Source organism: Pseudoalteromonas sp. SG45-2, assembly GCF_014164115.1.
Taxonomy (GTDB): Bacteria; Pseudomonadota; Gammaproteobacteria; order Enterobacterales; family Alteromonadaceae; genus Pseudoalteromonas; species Pseudoalteromonas distincta.
Genome location: NZ_JACJEO010000017.1, coordinates 1 through 19,666, shown reverse-complemented (window position 1 = coordinate 19,666; position 19,666 = coordinate 1). Strand labels below are relative to the sequence as shown.

Here is a 19,666-nt window from a genome sequence, read left to right as displayed (position 1 = left end):
TAGCGCTAAGTAAAAGTGGTTTATACGGTCTCTTTTTTATTCGGTAACATATGAAAACATTTAAATGTAATTGCACAGATCAACTTATTTTATTTTTTGAAAGCAGCCATTGTTTGGCTTGCGGCAGAACCGTGGGTATTGATGATGAGTTCGACCAAGTTGAACCCTATGAAATTGATGAGCAATCGGGGTTATTTTACAAAGCAGAAGCGCCTGAAGTTTTTTATAAAAAATGTGATAACAACGCTCAGTATCACGTATGCAATGGTATGGTTAATTTAGACACATTTATACCTGTTGCCGATAAAGACGAAGTGCTGTGTTTTTCGTGCCGCTTTAATGAAACGGTGCCCGATTTAAGTATTGTTGAACATATTCCATTATGGAAAAAAATGGAGACAGCAAAACGTCGCGCTTTGTATACATTAAAATCATTATCACTCCCTTTAAATACCACGATTCAAGAACCTGAAAGCGGATTAAGCTTCGATTTTATAGCAGACCGTAACGTAAGCGATCACTTTGTAAGCCCTATTATAGGTCAAGACGTTGTATTTACAGGACACGATTGCGGGCATATCACTATAAACCTAGCTGAAGCAGACGACGTAGCACGCTCTCAAGCTAAAATAGCAATGGGCGAGCGTTACCGTACTTTACTTGGCCATTTTCGCCATGAACTCGGTCATTATTATTTTGATCAACTAATCGCAAATTCATCAAAAAAACATGCTTTATGTAAGCAATATTTTGGTGATGACGAATTAGATTACCAGCAAGCGCTCGATACTCATTACAAGCAAGGCGCGCCAGCTAACTGGCATGAAACCTTTATCAGTGAATACGCTACTATGCACCCTTATGAAGACTGGGCGGAAACATGGGCGCATTACATGCATATTATCGATACTTTAGAAACAGCCAAAAACTTTTCAATTACAGGCTCAACAACGGGTAATGAGTTTGAATTAGATGAAGCAGACGAGCTTAGATTGCCACAAAGTGCATATTACTTTAATTCACAAACATCGATTGATGCTATTTTAGATACTTGGATGGAATTTTCGATCATTCTAAATTCGCTAAATCGCAGCATGGGACTTGCCGATGCCTACCCATTTGTACTTACTCAAGCGGTGCGAACTAAGTTATCTTTCATCCATCATGCTATCCATAACAGGCTCAATTTAATGCCTGATTTACTAACATAAGAAGTAATTAATTGAGTAAGATAGTTTACTGTTTTACTCAGTAAACTATTAAAATAACTGCTAAAGAGACAGAAAACATTAGGGCGTGTTGATCTTTTCAAAGACTATATTCTATTAGTTTTAAATTTAGAATTTTGGGTGCTATAAGCGACAATAAAATAATCACGATATGTAAATGCCCCTAAAACACTTCACTGTAAAATGAGTAAGGCTTAACGTTCCAACTAAGGCAAAAAGTAAATATAGAACGGCTGTAAAAAATGGCTAATAGTAAGAGCGTATAAATTTAATCACTCGTTCTTAATAAGAAACTGAACAATATTTATAAGTCGCTAATAAATAATAAAGTTAAAATTAAAAACACTACAAAAATGGGAGTAAGTATATAAAAAAGAATATTTGATATGATTTTGTGTTCTTCTCTGAAGCTAAGCAAGCTATTGTACTGCGCCCTAAAAAATGGAAAAGTAAAAAAAGATCTAAAAATAAACCATAACACTAAGCTGCAGTGCAATTTTATTTCAAACCAAAACTGTTCTGGCTCAATATTTATAGAGTGACCAGCAGTGCTTTTTCCACCTATAGACCAGCCTGTTATGAGCTCTAACATAATAGCTAAAATTAATAGAGCCGCTACCCAAAGTGCAGCGGACTCTAATGACTCTCTTTTTGAGATAAATTTTGAACGCATCTTTATTCACACATTACATTTATAACTACTTTTGCCACTTGCCCAGCGCTTGTTTGTCGCTTTGTTTAAACTCAACCCAGTTTGATGAGTCTTTAAAGTGCTCTTTTTTCCAAAACGTGGCGTGGTTTTTTAAATAATCCATTATAAATTGTGCGCCTTCGAACGCGGCTTGGCGATGGCGGGACGTTACGCCTACAAATACAATTTGCTCGCCAAGTGCTAAGTAACCAACGCGGTGAATAATAGATATTCGCGCCAGTTGCCAGCGAGTTTGTGCTTGCTCTGCAATAGATTGAAGGAGTTGCTCGGTCATACCAGGGTAGTGTTCAAGCTCAAGTGCAATAACGTTATCGCCACTGCTGAACTCTCTTACCAAACCTGTGAAGGTGACAACAGCGCCATCGCTTTTATTATTACTACAAAGCGTATTATGCTCGTCACCTACATTAAAATCATCGGTTTGTACTTGAATATGTATGCTCATTAGCCACCTGTAACCGGCGGGAAAAAGGCAAGCTCATCCCCTGCTTTCACTATTTCGTCGCTTGATGACATAGTTTGGTTAAGCGCTGCAAGTAGCTCACGCTCTTCCAGCCACGGTTGCCAGTGCGGGTATTGACTCACTAATTTTAATTTAAGCTCTGAAATAGTAAGCGGCTGCGTAATCTCAAGACTTAAATTACTGCACTTTAACCGCTCTTTTAGTTGCCCAAAAAACAATAACTCTACTTTCCCGGCGCTAGATATTGCATCGTTTGGATTAATCGCGTTGCCAACTACCATTTTTGCCCCCTGCTTTTTGAGTAACGCGCATGCCGCTAATTTCCATTAGTGGGTCGGCTGCTTTACACATATCAAACAAAGTAAGGCTAGCCACAGATACCGCTGTTAACGCTTCCATTTCAACCCCCGTTTTACCTGCAAGTTTGCAGTAGCTGGTTATTTTAATTTGGCTGTTTGCTTCATCAAGTTCAAAATCAACAGCGACTTTACTAAGTGCAAGCGGATGACAAAGCGGAATTAAATCAGCGCATTTTTTAGCGCCTTGAATACCTGCAATGCGTGCCACGCCTAACACATCACCCTTTTTGTTTTGATTAAGCATTACTTGTTCAAAGGCAAGCTTGCTCATGCTAATAAATGCTTCAGCTGAGGCATCGCGCAAGGTTACGTCTTTGAGCGATACATCAACCATATTCGCTTGGCCGTTTTCGTCAACGTGACTCAACATACTATTGCTCACGCGATTCACACTTTTTACCAATGGTAATGTGCGGTACAAAGTTACACGGTTTATGCATTGAGTTAAGTTGATCTTTTATTATGCCTGTCCACGCAGTTTTACATGCGCCTGTAGAGCCTGGCATACAAAAAATAACGGTGTTATTAGCAAGTCCTGCCAATGCACGAGATTGAATAGTAGAGTTACCAATTTCGCCGTACGATATGTGCCTAAATAGCTCCCCAAAACCGTCTACGCTTTTATCAAACAGCGGCGCAAATGCCTCTGGTGTTGAATCGCGCTCAGTAAAACCTGTACCGCCAGTCACTAAAATAGCATGAATGGTGTCATCGGCTATCCACTGCGATGCCACTGCACGCATTTGGTAAATGTCATCTTTAACTATGTCTTTATCAGCTAAGTGATGACCAGCTTCAGTTAGCGCTTTAATTAAGTAATGACCAGAAGTATCGGTAATCGCATCGCGTGTATCGCTTACCGTCATTACGGCAATGTTTAATGCTATTTGTGACTCAGTTGTGTGGCTCATAATGTTCTTCTTAATTGATTAATGCTTTGGTCAAAATGCTCATTTACAGCTTTAAATTGCGCCGGCGTATTGGTGTTTATTAATGCATGCGTTTTATTACATAAAAGCGTTTGCACACCAATACTTTGGGTAAACTGTTTTATTGACTTATGACTGTTTGCGTTTGTGAGTATGTGTTTTAAATGATTTTTTACACTGCTTGTATTACGAATATACAGCGGTAGTGGTTCATTTTCAAAGTGCCAAGCATGTATTTGTGACTGATTTAATTGATTGCTCACACTTTGTACTTTATTTGACTGAGAAGCCAGCACAATTGTGCTTAACAAACTACTCGTTAGTAGAGGCATATCTACCGCAGTAATAAGTAAGTCATACTCGGTGGCTATTAATGTTGAGTAAATACCGCCAAGGGGTCCACTATTTGGGTATATATCTTTAACGTACTTTTCTGAAGGATAATCGCTCGAAGAATATTGGCTCGATGATTTAACTGGATTTGTAACGTTGCGGCTTATTAGTATGTTTTTAGCGCCTACGTCTTTTAATAAATCACACGCATTGTGCAATAGCGTTTTATTTTTTAAAACTAAATCGGCTTTGTCTGTGCCCATTCTTGATGACTTACCACCAGCAAGCACAACACCTGTAAAATCTCGCTTAACTTTTACTTCCATATTAACCACCTAACATGGCTAAGTGAGTTGTCGCACCTGTTAAGCGTTTATCTAGCTCATGGCTTATTTCTTTATTGCCCATAGCGGCTTGAATTGCCTTTACGGTCGCTGCAGTATCGTCCTCGTTGAGTAGTTCGCGTAAATCTATACCTTGCTCGGCAAACAAGCATAAGTGTAATTTACCCAGTGCTGACACCCTTAAGCGATTACAACTTTTACAAAAGTCTTTACTGTAAGGCATTATTAAACCAATACGACCATCGTAATCAGGATGACAAAATTCCTCAGCGGGTCCGTTTAATTTCCCCCTAACGACTTGTAACCAACCTTGGTCGAGTAATTGGGCTTTAACCGTTTGCCCACTTAAGTGGTTTTCTTCAAAAAATGTTGCGCCGTCACCGGTTTCCATTAATTCTATAAAGCGCACTGTAACTTTGTGGTGTTTTACCCACGCTAAAAAATCCTTTAATTGGTTTTTATTAAACTGCTTTGCAAGCACTGCATTTATTTTTATATCTTTTATGCCCAGCTCTACCGCGCGTTCTATTCCTTTTAAAATAAGGTTAAGTTTGTCGTGCCCTGTTATGAGTTTAAACATACTTGGATTTAAACTATCAATACTGACATTAAGCGCATCAAGCCCAGCTTCTGCAAATTCATCAATTTTCTTTAATAAATTAAATCCGTTGGTAGTAATGGCTACTTTTTCTATGCCAGATGTGTTTTTACAGAGTTTTATAATATCGGTTACGTCGTTTCGCAAGCACGGTTCGCCACCTGTAATGCGTACTTTTTTAGTACCTAGCTCTGCAAACGCATTTACTAGCGTGCTAATTTCGTTTTTATTTAAAAAATTACGCGGCGTATCGCACTGATACCCGTTTGGTAAACAATAACTACAACTAAAATTACATACATCGGTTATTGAGAGACGCAAATAGTTAAACTGCCGACCAAATTGATCATTAAGCATATGCTTCCTTGTTTGTTTACATTTCAACCGCAACATTAATACTGTTCGCTTTTTGCGTAGCATGTTGCTTAATTAATTGGCTTAATTGCGTTTTACACGAACCACAGTTCGTCCCACATTTAAGTTCAGACCCCAATTGCTCGACTGTGTTTGCACCGTTTTTAATGGCGTTTATAATTGGCTGCTCTCTTACTTTAAAGCAGCTACACACTTGCACGCCTTGAGTAAATTCTTCATCTGGGGTTGCATAAAGCAAAGACTGTAACTGTGTAAAGGTCAGTAATGGCTCTGCAAACAAATGGTTTATCCACTCAAGTGATATTTCTTTTTGCTCATTAGAAATAACACCTACGAACGCTAATTGATCGTTTTGAATACACTGCACATGCATGGCTTTTGCCGTATTCATAGCCGACCACTGCCCTTGTAAACCAGTCAAGGTTTGGCAGTAATACAGTAAATCACTTTGTGGTTCATTAAGCGCCAATTGGTAATTAAAGCAATTGCTTGCATTAACTTTGAGCCAAAAATCACTGTTTATAACAAGTTCGTTTTTAGCAAACAGCTGCATATATTGCACAAAGGGTGCTTTAACTATATTAACAGCACCGTGTTTGCACTCAGCCTGACCAGATAGAGGGTCAACTACCGATTGATACAACCCACTTACTGTTGCGGATGATGCAAATTGCTTATTCCAATGAATAGGCATAAAGCATTCACCTTTTCGCACCGAATCGGTTACTTTGGCATGCGCGGTAACCTGCCCTGTTTGGGCAATCGCGCTTATTAAATCGTTTTGTTTAATTGCTAATTTACTGGCATCAAGCGGATTAATTTCAATGTACGGGCGTGTAATATGCGATGAAAGCGCAGTGCTTTTACCCGTGCGGCTCATCGTATGCCATTGGTCACGTATACGACCCGAGTTCATTACAAACGGATAATCACTTGATGTTTGTTGCACAGGTAATTGCGGCGTTATAGGTATAAAACGCGCCTTTTTATCAGCGGTGCTAAATTGGTTATCTGTAAAAACCTGACCGTTTTTATAAGGCTGATTTTTAACAACAGGCCACATAATGGGTTTTAAGTTATCGTACTGGCTTTTTGTGAGCCCAACTAAACCAGAGAGATTTAATAATCGGCTGCCGTTATTTTCAAAGTCGGTTAATTGTGCCCATTCTTCAAAAATGCCACTTGGGTCTGTAAAATCAAACCCTTCAAAGCCCATTTTTTTAGCGACTTCGCACATAATTTGCCAATCGTTTTTAGCTCCCGAATAAGGCGCTACTAAAGGGCGCTGCCTTGATATTCTGCGCTCTGAGTTAGTTACTGTGCCGTTTTTTTCGCCCCATCCGGTTGATGGAAAAGCAACATCGGCAAACTTTAACGTATCACTTTTTGCAATACAGTCAGATACAACCACCAGCTCGCAGTTCTCTAATGCTTTTTTAATAGCGGCGTTATTGGGCAAGCTCACCATTGGGTTTGTTGCCATTATCCACACTGCTTTTATTTTGCCTGCGGCTATGTCATCAAACATATCAATGGCATTGCTGCCTGCTTTTTTAGCGATAGTTGGCGAGAGCCAAAAACGTTGTACAAGTGATTGATGCGCTTCGTTTTCAATATCTAAATGCGCCGCTAACTGATTAGCCAAACCACCTACTTCGCGCCCGCCCATCGCATTAGGTTGCCCCGTAATCGAAAACGGACCACTGCCTGGCTTAAGTAATTTACCTGAGGCTAAATGTGCATTAATAATGGCGTTGCATTTATCTACACCCGAGCTTGATTGATTTATACCCATTGAATAAAAGCTAATCGCACTTGGGCTGTTAGCAAATAGCGCGTAAAACTCAGTGACTTGCTCAATTGCTATATCGCAAAAGTCGCTAACTGCCTCACAGTTCCACTTTTGTGCCTCTTGCAATGCGCTTTCAAAGCCGTTTGTGTGCTGATCAATAAATTGCGTATCGAGGTGGTTATGCTCATTTAAATAATTAAGCAAGCCGTTATAAAGCGCAGCGTCACTGCCTGGTTTTATATTTAAAAATGTGTCGGCAAGCTCAGCGGTGTCGGTTTTGCGCGGATCAATAACCACCACTTTCATATTTGGGTTAAGCTGCTTTGCACGCTCCATTCGCTGATACAAAACCGGATGAGTCCACGCGGCATTAGAGCCAATTAAAATAAGCAGCTCAGTTTGCTCTAAATCCTCGTAGGTACACGGCACTACGTCTTCACCAAAAGCGCGTTTGTAACCTGCCACAGCAGATGACATACACAGGCGCGAATTTGTATCAATATTGCCTGAGCCTATGTAGCCTTTCATTAATTTATTCGCGATGTAGTAATCCTCAGTAAGTAACTGCCCCGATACATAAAAAGCCACAGCATCGGGTCCGTGCTTTTGTATTACGTCGTTAAATTTATTGGCAACATGGTCGGTGGCTTCATCCCACGTAACGGCTTGGTTATTAATAAGGGGCGATGTTAAGCGATTATCACTGCCTGTTGTGTCGAGCAAATGGGTGCCTTTTACACATAAACGACCAAAGTTTGCGGGATGCTCTCGCATGCCTTCAAGCTTGGTTGGCACATTATTAAAAAGTGAAATATCAACACCGCACCCTACACCACAGTAAGCACATGTTGTTTGTTTTAAACTGGTTTTATTTATAGTTGGTGACGTGTTTGCGGTTGTCATACTGCTCTCTTTTAGTGTGCTTTAATTTATGCAGGCTGTTTTACAGGCTCATTAATAGTAACTACGTTAATAGTGTTACTTGCTTTAGCGAGTGCGCTGTTTATTACGTTTTGAACGAGCTTTTCACACCCTCCACAGCCTGTACTGGCTTTGGTGCTTTGCTGCACACTTGCCAAATCTATGCAGCCTTTAGCGACTGTTTGTTCAATAGTGTGTTTAGTTACTTTATGACAAGCGCAAATAATGGCGTCATCAGGCAAGTCATCGGCGCTTAGCTCTGCTATGTCGCCGGCAAGGGGCATAATGAGCGCTTCGGGAGCGGTGGTAAGTTCAATGTCGTTTAAATGATATTGCAGCAAATTGTCGTAATCGCTGGTATCGCCAACAAGTACCGCGCCAATCAGCTTATTACTTTGTGAGTTAGTGACTATTTTTTTATAAATACCATTGGCTTGGTCTTCAAAGTAATAGCTTATTGCGCCTTCGCTGCGTGCATGTGCATCGCCAATAGAGCCTACTTCAACACCCATTAATTTAAGCTTGGTGCTCATATCGGCACCATTAAATTCATCGGCTTTATTGTCTAAGCCAGTACTTTGCAAAGTACCTTGCTGCGTATCTTGTAAAATATGCCCAACTGCTATTTTAGCCATGGCGTAACCGGGTGCCACTAAGCCAAAAATAAAATTATTCCACAGTGCACATTCACCAATAGCGTATATGTTTTTATCACTCGTTTGGCAGTGGTTATTAATTACAATACCGCCGCGCTCACCTATCTCTAAATTAAACTCGCGGGCTAAATTATCATAAGGGCGAATACCCGCCGAAAATACAATCATGTCTGTTTCAAGGGTTTTGCCACCTTTAAAACACATTTTATAACGGCAACTTTCACCTTCTACTATTTCCTCAGTTGCTACCGCTGTATGTACAGTAACGCCCAAATCCGTAATTTTGTTTTTTAGTAACCGACCGCCACCAGCATCAACTTGTACACCCATAAGTTGCGGTGCAAATTCTATTACGTGAGTATGTAAACCCAATTGCTTTAATGCGTTTGCAGCTTCAAGCCCCAGTAAACCGCCACCAATTACCACGCCTACTTTGCTGCCGTGGGCTGAATTTTTTATTGCGTGTAAATCGTTAATGGTGCGATAAACAAGGCAATGCTCGCGATCTTTACCCGGTATAGGCGGTACAAATGGGAATGAACCTGTAGCAAGCACAAGTTTGTCGTATTCAAACAATTCCCCTTTAGCGGTCGTTACAGTTTGCGTATCACGATTTATATCAACCACTTTAGAATGAGTATGAAAGCGTACTTGCCAATCGTCATAGGTTTTATTACATGTAAGTGCGAGGTCGTCTGCGGTTTTGCCTTTAAAAAAAGAGGATAGTTGTACACGGTCATACGCTAAACGGTCTTCACCGCTAAGTACCGTAATTTCAAATTGCTCATCAGCTTGATTTTGAGAAACTAGCTGCTGCACAAAATGGTGCCCGACCATTCCGTTTCCTACCACTACAACACGCTGCTTGCTTAACATTCACCCACCTTAAAGTGATACCTATTTTAGTAATTGACTAAAATTGAAATCGAATAATTTGTTATAGGTTTGTTATAGCAATATGTAAGCCAAATATATAAGCATTTAAAATCAGCAAGTTGCCTACATTGGTGCAGAGGTGAAAAGCATAAAGTCCCACAAGATGGTGCAATTGCACCATCGTGTGTCGCTATAAATTACAAGTGAATATTAGAAGATAGAGAGGGTTAAAATTTAGCGCTCATCCATACCCACAATTTTTGAGTATCGACTTTATTAGCAGCAGTATCGCCCGCTGAGTAATCAGCGTATTTAACACCCACTGCGTATTGTTTATTAATAGGTTTAACGTATTGTACGTTTAGTTCACTGCCTAAATCGTCAACCCCATTTGATTGCTCATTAGCTTCAAAACTGTGATAAGCCACCAGCCATTTTCCGTCAAACGCTTTACCGTTTAAGCTTATGTAAGTGTCGTCCAAACCTTGTGTGGGTGTATTTAAAAACGTATCTGTCCAACCATTAAATTTATGTAACGTGGCAAGCGGTGTTGCAAACCCGTAATCGCCATTATCAGAGCCAAGTGACTCTATGCCAACTTTTAATGTTACTGTTTTTATGCCCAACCCATTTAAATCGACAGCGCCTTCAAGTGCATAGTAATCGGCATCAAAATCACTCACGCTTGTTGAAGCAGACTGCGTTGCATACTCCGCTTTGTAATAAAATTTTATGTCGTTTAGGGTTTTATTACCGTTAAAAGAAACGCCATAAGTATCTAAACTGTCATCTTGTAGTGCATCGTCACTTAATAAGTAACTGTATAAAACCACTTTACCGTAGTCTGTTTTAAAGCTTGCATTAATTAAATGATCGGACGATTTAATGTCTTTATCGTCAGCAAATATGCGGTTACGCTTATTTAAATAACTGTACTGTAAATTTATGTTATTAAATGCGTAATTAATGGTCGCGGCATCAAAGGTTTGTCTGTCTTGGCGCCAACCTACGTGCCCAACAAAACGCTGCCCATCAAGAGCTATTATTTGGCGCCCTACTTTTAGCGATAGACCATCGCGTACATATTTAACAAAGCCTTGGTCTATCTCAGTGTTTTCTGGGTCTGCAATAACAGAATAATTAGTGTTTTTCCCCACTGTATTGTTGTAATCATCTACGCCCAATAGGCTGCGAGTGTCTTCTACTTCAATAAGTGCTGAAAAACCATTCACCTCGTCTGTTTGATGCGTTAAGCGGGTTCTAAGTGTTAAGCCGCTTGCATCTTTTAGAGCATTTTCTTGATCAACGCTTTCAAAACGCAGTCTAAAATCAAGATCAGTTTGCGCAGCTTGGCTTATTAAAGGCGCAGTGAAGCAACCCAGTATAAAAATAATAGGTAAGTTGTTCTTGTAATTAAGCATTTTGGTTCTCTAAGTTTTAATTATTAATACACATACCAAAGCAATAAATAAACACAGCGAAATACATTTCCACACCATAACTGGATCGCGTTTCATTATTGAACTTTTATTAGCGGTACTTTCTAAATAAGGATTAGGTTTGTTGATATCGTTTATAAACTCAGAAAAAGCTTGGTATCTGAGCTCAGGTTTAGGGGCAAGCGCCTTCATAAGGGCTTGATCTAACCAAAACGGAATATCGGCTCTGTATTTACGAATACTTGTGTAATGCCAATGGCTGTAATCTTTTGGCGCTACGTGGTTAAGTGGCAGTGGTTTATAAGGCAATTTTGAGCACAATAACTCATATGCAATCACGCCAAGTGAAAACAAATCACTTTTAAAATCGGCGTGCATAGTAATAAGTGTTTCGGGTGCGGTGTAGTCGGCAGTGCCTTGCGGGCAATCATCCGCAATTTGTTTAACCGACTCGTCCATAGCCGCAACACTTACTGTGCCGTAATCTATTAGCGTTACTTTACCGTGCGCATCTATCATCACGTTATCGAGTTTTAAATCACGATGTACCATATCGAGTCGCTGAAACGCCCTTAGTGCATGTACTATTTGTTCAATAATACTGCGTACTTGGGTTATTTCTGGGTGCGGCACGTCGTGCTTCCAATCACTGAGTGTTTGCCCGTCCATGTACTCACAAATATGATACAAAAAACGACTCTGCGATTGCGTACTTAGCACTTTCATCACGTTTAAATGGTTTATGCGTTGCCCTACCCAGCCTTCTCTTATAAAGCCTTGAAGGTAGTGCACATCGTCTTCAAAATTAACCGAAGGTGCTTTTAAAACCACTGGCGGTATATCGGGCGCTTGTTGCACTAAATAAATGTGCGAGCGACTACTGGCATGTAATTTACGAATAACCGTGTAGTCATCAATTTTTTGCCCAACATTAAGCGCAGGTGGAATTTTTCGTCGTGTTAGCGAATGGTAAAGTTCATCTAACTTTTGCTCGGCAATATTTTCTACTTTTACCAGTAAACAACTTACGTTGTCGTCACTGCCTCGTGCTAATGCAAGTTCGGTAATTGCTTTAGCTGCATTTTCTAAATTAGTGTACTCGTTAATTAATTTAGCTATATCACTACTTGGGAGCACATCGTGTACGCCATCGCAGGTTAATATATAAATATCGTCTGCTTTTAGGTCAACCTCGTATACATCTATTTCTTGATGAAGTTGCGCGCCAAGAGCACGCGTTAGCGTATCGTTTACTTTGTGATCCCGTGTTATTGCCTCGATTTTATTTCCTCGCAAGCGAGTAATACGCGTATCACCTAAGTGGAATATATAACCCGTTGCCGACTTTAAAATAAGTGCTGTAAAAGTCGTCATCCAATCGGCTTGACGCTGACCTAAGTGATTGTAATTAACCGATTGCGAATAAAGCCACTGATTTAAACTTGCTAACACCTTCGACACCGACTTTTTAACCGCCCAACTTTCGGGGGTATTTAAATACTCATTTATAAAATGAGTAACCGAAAGTTGAGACGCTTGTTTAGCATTTTTTGCTGATGAACACCCATCGGCTAAGCAAGCAATAACGCCTTTAGACTCTTTTTCTTGCGCTTTGGTATTGAGAGCTGCAAACGCATCTTGGTTTTCTGCTTTTAACCCTTTAGCACTGTGCCCGCCAAATGAAACGTTGAGTTCATTTTTTAGCGATTTAGCGTGGAGTGTTTCATCAAACATAGTCAATAATGCCTTAAGTCACTGAAATAAGTTCAACGGTGCCGTCTTCATTTACTTCGGTAATATGGCCATCTGGTTCTCTCATAAAAAACAGTGCAGCTAGACCAAGTAATGCACTACCCGCAATAATGAAAAAGAAAGTTTGATAATCAACAAGTGACAATGCCGTTAAGTACACTACTGCACCTACATTACCGTAAGCACCTGTCATTCCAGCTATTTGCCCAGTTAAACGACGCTTAATTAGCGGTACTGCGGCAAATACAGCGCCTTCACCAGCTTGCACAAAGAACGAACACGCCATAGCCGCAACAACTGCAAGCCATAAAGGCCAAGATGCATCAACCAAGCCCATTACAAAATAACCAACAGCAAGACCCGTTGTAAGTACAATAAGGGTAATACGACGACCTAATTTATCTGAAATCCAACCGCCACCAGGGCGAGATGCTAAGTTCATAAATGCATAAGCAGAGGCTAAAATACCCGCGTAGACCATATCAAGCGCAAATACATCCATAAAAAACAGCGGTAACATAGATACAACCGCAAGTTCAGAACCAAAGGTTGTGAAATATAAAATATTTAAAACAGCCACTTGCTTAAACTCATAACGATGCGACTCAGGTACAGGCTCTTTAAAAATATGACCATTTACATCAAAGGTTTTATACACTTCGTAAATATAAAGCAGAACTAAAAAAGCATACACGGCAAGTACAAAGTTAGCCGAAATTAGGTTAGCACCGGTTGGTGAAAGCTTCCAAGTAAGTAATGCTAGTGCACCATACATAGGGATTTTCATAATAAGAAGTAATACAAAGTCGCCTTTACTGGTTACTTCCATTGCGCCTACTTTTTTAGGCTTAAAGTATGTACCGCCTTTTGGTGTATCGGTTACATTTAAGTACCAAATAATACCAAATATAACGCTTAATACACCCGTTAAACCTACTGCGTAACGCCAACCATCTTCGCCACCAAACATAAGTGCAATAATTGGCAATAACATAGCCGCTGCTGCTGAACCAAAGTTACCCCAGCCGCCATAAATACCTTCTGCTATGCCCAGCTCGTTAGCAGGAAACCATTCACTCACCATACGAATGCCCACAACAAAGCCAGCACCAATAAAGCCTAGCGCAAAACGCGCTATAGCGGCTTGTTCAAATGTGGTTGCCATAGCAAACATAAAACACGGAATACTACAGGTAATAAGTAGCGCGGCATAAACAATCCGGGGACCAAATTTATCGGTCAGCATACCCACCACAACACGGGCAGGAATAGTTAACGCTACATTTAAAATTAGTAATGTTTTAACTTGTGCCATGGTAATACCAAGCGAGCCCGCAATTGCACCTAATAAAGGAGCATGGTTAAACCATACAAAAAATGACACAAAAAAGACCATCCAACTCAGATGTAATACTTTCATTTTTCCTTTAAAGGATATTAAGTTAAATCCAGAACTCGGTTGCATGTTTATTTCCTCGTAAACGTATTATTGTTTTATAAATGCCCCACTCTTTTATATGAGTAGCAGCCCAAACTTTGTTAAATTTTAGTTAACCCAATAGAGCAATTACTGAGCCACTAATTAAAAACCATATATTTCAGTTGGTTATATGCATTTATTATTTTAATGCGTTATAGTTGCACTATATGAGTGAGGGGGTATGGGCTGTTACAGTGCAAATAAAAAGCGTTACTACTTGCTCTAGGATTTAACAAATTGGTATTGTTCAAAAAAAGTATGAGATGTTTAAAAATGCAAAAAGCACCGTTAACGTACCTACAGCAACTACGCTATTCTCGGCACATTATGCTGCCGCAGCTTGATATAGACGGACAAGAGAAGCTATGGCAATCGCATGCATTAATTGTTGGTGTGGGTGGGCTTGGATGTGCGGTAAGTCAATATTTAGCGGCATCAGGCGTTGGCACGCTCACCTTAATTGATAACGATGAAATAGACGTGACCAACCTGCAAAGGCAGATACTGTATAAAGAAAGTGATATTGGTAGCTCAAAATGCAGTGCTGCAAAAAAACAGCTTAACGCACTTAATAGTGAAATAGACATAAACACCATTGAAGCATTTTTTGATGTAAATACCTCTACAGAACAGCTATTTAATAACATTGATATAGTGATTGATTGCTCAGATAATCTAGCAACGCGCAACGCACTTAATAGCACTTGTTTTAAAGCTAAAGTTCCACTTGTGTCTGGCTCTGCAATACGTATGGAAGGACAAGTCGCGTGTTTTACTATGGATGAAAATAGCCATTGTTATGGTTGTTTATCGCAATTTTTTAGTGAACAAACACAAAGCTGCTCCGAATCTGGTGTGCTTTCTCCTATTGTGGGGCTAATAGGCAGTATTCAGGCAACTGAAGCGCTAAAAATGCTTGCTGGTTTGCCAAGTGGCTTAAGCGAGCACTTATTGCTGGTGGATGGTTTAAGCATGGAATTTAATCGTTTTAAAATAGCTAAAAACAGTCAATGTGCAGTGTGCAGCATTTAGTTATTCTAGATTACTGATTGTTGTATAAAGCACATCGCCCACTTTAAAGTCGTTTTTGTCCCACACTCGTCTTGAAGCCAAGCAATACAAAGTTTGCCCATCTACATTAAGCGTTAACTGCCACTTATTATTAATAAGCTCAGCCTGAGTTAATACCGACCTTAAAACATTACTGTGCGTTGTTTGCTCAGGCTTTAACACACTAAGCGACATTTGCTCACTTTCTATAATTAGCTTATTACTGCTATCGACAAGTGCAGGAAGCACAAAAAGCGGTTGCTCACTTTGCTGTAATTGCAGTTGATATAGCCCGTAGTCTTTATCAAATTTAACCACATCGTAATTAATTAAGCTCAGCGGTGTTTGCCTGTCGTTTGCGTAAATAGCCTTTGCAACGTGCGCACTTGCACCTTGGTTTATCACCTTACCTTTATCAAGCTGAATAAGGGTATCGCAGCAAAATAGCAGCTCTTTTAATGAGTGACTTACTATTATAAATTTAATATTAAACTTAACGGCTAACTCATTGAGTTTAGTGAGCGTTTTAAAACGCAATGACCAATCAAGCGCACTAAAAGGCTCATCAAGCATTATAAATTTTTGACCGGCAAGCAAAGTGCGCGCAAATACTACACGCTGGCGCTCGCCACCCGATAAGCTTTGTACATCACGATTTAGTAAATCTTGTAATTCAAGTGTTTTAACAACGTATTGAAGCGTTAAGCTGGTTTGCTTATTTTCGCAGTGTTTTTGTGTAAACGCTAAATTACCTGCCACATCTAAATGAGGAAACAACGGGCACGATTGCAACTGAAGCGTTATACCGCGTTTATCACTTGGCAACTCATGCACTGGCTGATTATTAATATGAACACTTTTTGCAGGCTCTAAACCACTAATACAACGCAGTAATGTTGACTTACCGGAGCCTGAAGGACCGTAAACACCCAATACATTAAACGACTCAAGCTCAAGGTTTATATCTAAATCAAAATTATTGAGTGCTTTAAAAAGGCTTAACTTAATCATGTTATTGCTTAACCCCTACAATGCTTTTATTAAACTTAAATAACAGCACTAAACAGGCAAACGAAATAGCCAGTAAAATAAGTGAAAGCTGATGCGCCGCCGTATAATTTAACGATTCAACATGGTCATAAAGCGCAATAGACACCACCTGTGTTTGCCCCTGAATATTACCGCCAATCATTAATACCAAACCAAATTCACCCAATGTATGCGCAAAGCCTAAAGCAAATGCGCTACCAATACTGGGTTTTAAAAGCGGAATAATTAAATGCACAAAGCGTTTAAATGGGCTTAATCCAAGCGCAATGGCAGCTTCGTTATAGGTTTGATTAATATGCTTAAACCCAGCCACAAGCGGCTGCATTACAAAAGGCAGCGAATAAAAAAGCGAGCCAATAACCACGCCCTGAAAACTAAACGCAAGCTGCGTACCCGTTAGCCAAAACCAAAACTGCCCAAAAGCGTGATCAGGCGAAAACAAAACAAGTAAATAAAACCCTAACAACGTAGGCGGTAGCACTAAAGGCATTGCAATTAATGCCTCTAAAAATGGTTTAAATTTACCGTTATAGCCAGCGAGCTTGTAAGCCAGAGGAATACAAAAAATAAGAAGAAGTACTGCGGTTATAAAGGCAAGTTTTATAGTTAACCACAGCGCGGTTAAATCACTTTGAAGCATTGTTGTCCTTTATTCTGTAACCTAATTCAATTAACTGCTGCTGCGTAGCTTCTGCCATTAAAAATTGCATAAGTTGCTTAGCGCTAGCATGTTTTTTAGTCGAGCTAATAATAACGCCTTGTTGAATTATATCGGGATATTGATTGGTAGGCAGCACGGTATAATCTAAATATTTTTGATCTTGCGTGTTACGGTAAGCCGCCTTTAGGGATGAAACAGCCACCAGCCCTACTCCTACATTACCACTTTGCACAAACTGAAACGCATGCGTAATATTATTCCCGTACACATAATTTATTGGTTTTTTAAAATGGTTATTCGCGTAGTGCTCTGAGGCACGTCCGTATGGTGAAAAACGCGGATTAGCAATGGCTACTTTATCATTTACTTTTTCAGCTTTGGGTTGCCACAAAGCAAGTTCGCCTAACGCGTAAGTGATTAAGCTGCTTTGCTCGGCATAGCCTTCTTTAATAAGTGATTGTGGGCGAAAATCGTCGGCCGATAAAAACACATCAAATGGCGCGCCATGCACTATTTGCGAATATAAAACACCGCTAGAAGCGGCTGATATTTTTACGTCAACATTAGGTAATGGGGATTTTTTTAGTAGGGTTTCCAATACAGTTTTAAAATTACTCGCTACGGCTACTTGCAGCGTTTCTTTTGCGTTTACGCTGCACGAAAGCATGCATATCACACACAAAAAATAACCCAACCATGTATTGTAAAGCTTTGACATTATAAGTATTGTTTCAAAATAAAATGATTTAAGTAAGCAATATATATGAACGATGTTTGCAATGCACCCGGTTTATTACCAATTGAAACTGCAATACAAAATATACTTGGCACAATAACGCCTGTTAAAGACGTTGAAACCATTTCTATAATGCAAAGTGTTGATCGCGTTTTAGCAAGCGATGTTAAGTCAACTATAAACGTACCTGCTCATAACAACTCTGCAATGGATGGCTATGCGCTGTGTATTTCAGATAAAAGCTTAACCTACACACAAGTAGGTAGTGTGTTTGCGGGGCAAATTTTTGAAGGAACACTTACCCCTGGTCAATGCGTAAGAATAATGACCGGCGCCGCCATTGCACCTGGCGCTAACGGCGTTGTAATGCAAGAAAACGCCTCGGTAGATGGCGATAAAATTACGTTTACCGCGCAACCAGAGCTAAATGAAAACGTACGTTTTGCTGGCGAAGATATTGCAATAGACGATGTTATTTTAAAAGCAGGCGATAAATTAAAAGCCGTTGATGTGGGATTACTTGCATCTTTAGGGATTGCCAATATAGACGTGGTAAGAACCTTAAAAATAGCCGTGCTTTCTACAGGCGATGAGCTAATTGAACCTGGTCAGCCTCTTAAACAAGGCGCTATTTTTGAAAGCAACCGCGCTGTTATTATTAGTGCGCTGCAACAAAAAAATATAGACGTGATCGATTTAGGAATAATCCCTGATGACAAAGAACTCATCACTAATGCATTTTTGAAAGCGAACGAACTTGCCGATGCCGTAATAAGCTCAGGCGGTGTATCGGTTGGTGAAGCCGACTTTACTAAAGAAGTGCTCAACGAAATTGGCGAAATTCACTTTTGGAAAATAGCCATGAAACCAGGTAAACCTTTTGCCTTTGGTAAACTAGCTAACAGTTACTTTTTTGGCTTGCCAGGTAACCCTGTGTCGGCTGCTGTTACGTTTAATCAGTTAGTAGAGCCTGCACTGCAAAAGCTGTCGGGGCTTGGTGAAGTAAATCCTAAAATGCGCTTTAACGCGGTTACTACATCCGTTATTAAAAAGCGCCCTGGCAGAGCTGACTTTCAACGCGGTACTGCAACAATTAACGAGCAAGGTGACTTAGTGGTTGCCCCGTTTAATAAACAGGGTTCGGGTGTACTTTCGTCGCTTAGTAAAGCTAACTGCCTAATTGTAGTGCCAGCACAAAGCGGCAATATCGAAAAAGGTGCAACAGTAAGTATTGAGTTGCTATAAAGCCTAAAGTGCTACAGCTAACTGTATAATTTAGCTGTAGCACTGCTGCAAACCTTAAAATATTTTTATATTTAATGTTTGAATTAAACAATTTAACTTTTCGCTACGCCCTACAAACTCTTCTTTATTTAATCTATTAACGCACTTCAGCGCGTTTTTAGTCGCAAAGTATCTATCATAACTTAGGCTTCTTTCGCATTTAACACTATACGTTGAAGGCCAAGAGCCACCTGCCCCGGTTGCTATGCCAACAACGTTACATGTAGCGTCTATATACTGCTCCCATGCTTTTATTTGTGCTTTAACTGCATCAACTTGGTAATCATCAGTTAGTTGCGGGTAAATTTCATCCATCATTTTACTAATTTTAGTTTTGTATCTATTGCCTTCTAAATTATAAATATTGCCAGTATGCATTGCACCGCCTTCTGGCCAACCATCAGCGCTTTGTGCAAATGCGCCAAATGATGAAATAGCAAAAGCAAACCCAATAATAATTTTATTCATTTTAAATCTCTTTAATACCAATCTGCTTATATATGGGGTCTATTTAACGTTAAGAAAATTACGCTAGAACTAGGCAAAAATTTTTGTATCTAGTTGTTCTAAATAAAAAATTTTTAACGACGTTATAGTGCAATTTAATTCGTTAAATTGATCAAAGAT

The 19,666-nt window shown here is 39.8% G+C and carries 18 protein-coding genes; 3 read left to right on the top strand and 15 right to left on the bottom strand.

Annotated elements, in window-relative coordinates; genetic code table 11:
• Nucleotides 1–50: 50 nt before the first annotated feature.
• A complete protein-coding gene (locus H5116_RS13235; RefSeq protein ID WP_182711636.1) occupies nucleotides 51–1,211 on the top strand; it encodes a putative zinc-binding metallopeptidase in 1,161 nt (386 codons plus the stop codon).
• A gap of 716 nt (nucleotides 1,212–1,927) precedes the next feature.
• On the opposite strand, the gene moaE is transcribed toward H5116_RS13235, so the two are convergent.
• The 11 genes from moaE to H5116_RS13180 all read right to left on the bottom strand — a co-directional run bounded on the left by moaE (nucleotide 1,928) and on the right by H5116_RS13180 (nucleotide 14,243).
• Complete coding sequence (gene moaE / locus H5116_RS13230; protein WP_182716371.1) at nucleotides 1,928–2,386, bottom strand: molybdopterin synthase catalytic subunit MoaE; 459 nt, start codon at nucleotides 2,384–2,386, stop codon at nucleotides 1,928–1,930.
• On the bottom strand, nucleotides 2,386–2,685 hold the full coding sequence (locus tag H5116_RS13225) for a MoaD/ThiS family protein (protein ID WP_182716370.1): 300 nt from the start codon (nucleotides 2,683–2,685) through the stop codon (nucleotides 2,386–2,388). The genes moaE and H5116_RS13225 overlap by 1 nt, the downstream gene beginning before the upstream one ends.
• Nucleotides 2,663–3,133, bottom strand: a complete 471-nt coding sequence (moaC, locus tag H5116_RS13220; RefSeq protein WP_007375236.1) for a cyclic pyranopterin monophosphate synthase MoaC — start codon at nucleotides 3,131–3,133, stop codon at nucleotides 2,663–2,665. The genes H5116_RS13225 and moaC overlap by 23 nt, the downstream gene beginning before the upstream one ends.
• 1 nt (nucleotide 3,134) lies before the next feature.
• Complete coding sequence (gene moaB / locus H5116_RS13215) at nucleotides 3,135–3,674, bottom strand: molybdenum cofactor biosynthesis protein B (protein WP_182716369.1); 540 nt, start codon at nucleotides 3,672–3,674, stop codon at nucleotides 3,135–3,137.
• Entirely contained in the window at nucleotides 3,671–4,351 is a 681-nt protein-coding gene (locus H5116_RS13210; protein ID WP_182716368.1) for a molybdenum cofactor guanylyltransferase, read from the bottom strand. The genes moaB and H5116_RS13210 overlap by 4 nt, the downstream gene beginning before the upstream one ends.
• Nucleotide 4,352: 1 nt before the next feature.
• Nucleotides 4,353–5,324, bottom strand: coding sequence for a GTP 3',8-cyclase MoaA (moaA, locus tag H5116_RS13205; protein WP_182716367.1), 972 nt, complete (start codon nucleotides 5,322–5,324; stop codon nucleotides 4,353–4,355).
• A 16-nt stretch (nucleotides 5,325–5,340) separates the two neighbouring features.
• Nucleotides 5,341–8,037 carry a nitrate reductase gene (locus H5116_RS13200; protein WP_182716366.1) on the bottom strand — a complete coding sequence of 899 codons (2,697 nt, stop codon included), beginning with the start codon at nucleotides 8,035–8,037 and terminating at the stop codon, nucleotides 5,341–5,343.
• Between the two features lie 26 nt (nucleotides 8,038–8,063).
• Entirely contained in the window at nucleotides 8,064–9,587 is a 1,524-nt protein-coding gene (locus tag H5116_RS13195; RefSeq protein WP_182716365.1) for an FAD-dependent oxidoreductase, read from the bottom strand.
• A 227-nt stretch (nucleotides 9,588–9,814) separates the two neighbouring features.
• Entirely contained in the window at nucleotides 9,815–11,008 is a 1,194-nt protein-coding gene (locus H5116_RS13190; protein ID WP_182716364.1) for an alginate export family protein, read from the bottom strand.
• A gap of 9 nt (nucleotides 11,009–11,017) precedes the next feature.
• Complete coding sequence (locus H5116_RS13185) at nucleotides 11,018–12,760, bottom strand: bifunctional protein-serine/threonine kinase/phosphatase (protein ID WP_024595624.1); 1,743 nt, start codon at nucleotides 12,758–12,760, stop codon at nucleotides 11,018–11,020.
• Between the two features lie 13 nt (nucleotides 12,761–12,773).
• Nucleotides 12,774–14,243, bottom strand: a complete 1,470-nt coding sequence (locus tag H5116_RS13180; RefSeq protein ID WP_024595623.1) for a NarK family nitrate/nitrite MFS transporter — start codon at nucleotides 14,241–14,243, stop codon at nucleotides 12,774–12,776.
• A 288-nt stretch (nucleotides 14,244–14,531) separates the two neighbouring features.
• On the opposite strand from H5116_RS13180, the gene moeB reads away from it, so the two are divergent.
• Nucleotides 14,532–15,290: a molybdopterin-synthase adenylyltransferase MoeB gene (moeB, locus tag H5116_RS13175; protein WP_182716363.1), complete on the top strand. Its 759-nt coding sequence runs from the start codon at nucleotides 14,532–14,534 to the stop codon at nucleotides 15,288–15,290.
• Here moeB and H5116_RS13170 read toward each other — a convergent pair whose 3' ends face one another.
• From H5116_RS13170 to modA, 3 genes are read right to left on the bottom strand one after another with little or no spacing between them, the layout of a single operon-like run.
• Nucleotides 15,291–16,319 carry an ATP-binding cassette domain-containing protein gene (locus H5116_RS13170; protein WP_182716362.1) on the bottom strand — a complete coding sequence of 343 codons (1,029 nt, stop codon included), beginning with the start codon at nucleotides 16,317–16,319 and terminating at the stop codon, nucleotides 15,291–15,293.
• A gap of 1 nt (nucleotide 16,320) precedes the next feature.
• The gene (gene modB, locus H5116_RS13165; RefSeq protein WP_007375247.1) at nucleotides 16,321–16,998 is read right to left on the bottom strand and encodes a molybdate ABC transporter permease subunit; all 678 of its coding nucleotides are present in this window, start codon (nucleotides 16,996–16,998) and stop codon (nucleotides 16,321–16,323) included.
• Nucleotides 16,985–17,686 carry a molybdate ABC transporter substrate-binding protein gene (gene modA, locus H5116_RS13160; protein ID WP_259398822.1) on the bottom strand — a complete coding sequence of 234 codons (702 nt, stop codon included), beginning with the start codon at nucleotides 17,684–17,686 and terminating at the stop codon, nucleotides 16,985–16,987. Before modA ends, modB begins: the two co-directional genes overlap by 14 nt.
• Before the next feature lie 96 nt (nucleotides 17,687–17,782).
• Between modA and glp the strand changes: the two genes are divergently transcribed.
• A complete protein-coding gene (gene glp, locus H5116_RS13155; protein WP_182716360.1) occupies nucleotides 17,783–19,000 on the top strand; it encodes a gephyrin-like molybdotransferase Glp in 1,218 nt (405 codons plus the stop codon).
• A gap of 54 nt (nucleotides 19,001–19,054) precedes the next feature.
• Here the strand turns inward: glp and H5116_RS13150 are convergent, their stop codons facing one another.
• On the bottom strand, nucleotides 19,055–19,507 hold the full coding sequence (locus H5116_RS13150; protein WP_182716359.1) for a hypothetical protein: 453 nt from the start codon (nucleotides 19,505–19,507) through the stop codon (nucleotides 19,055–19,057).
• Nucleotides 19,508–19,666 lie beyond the last annotated feature (159 nt).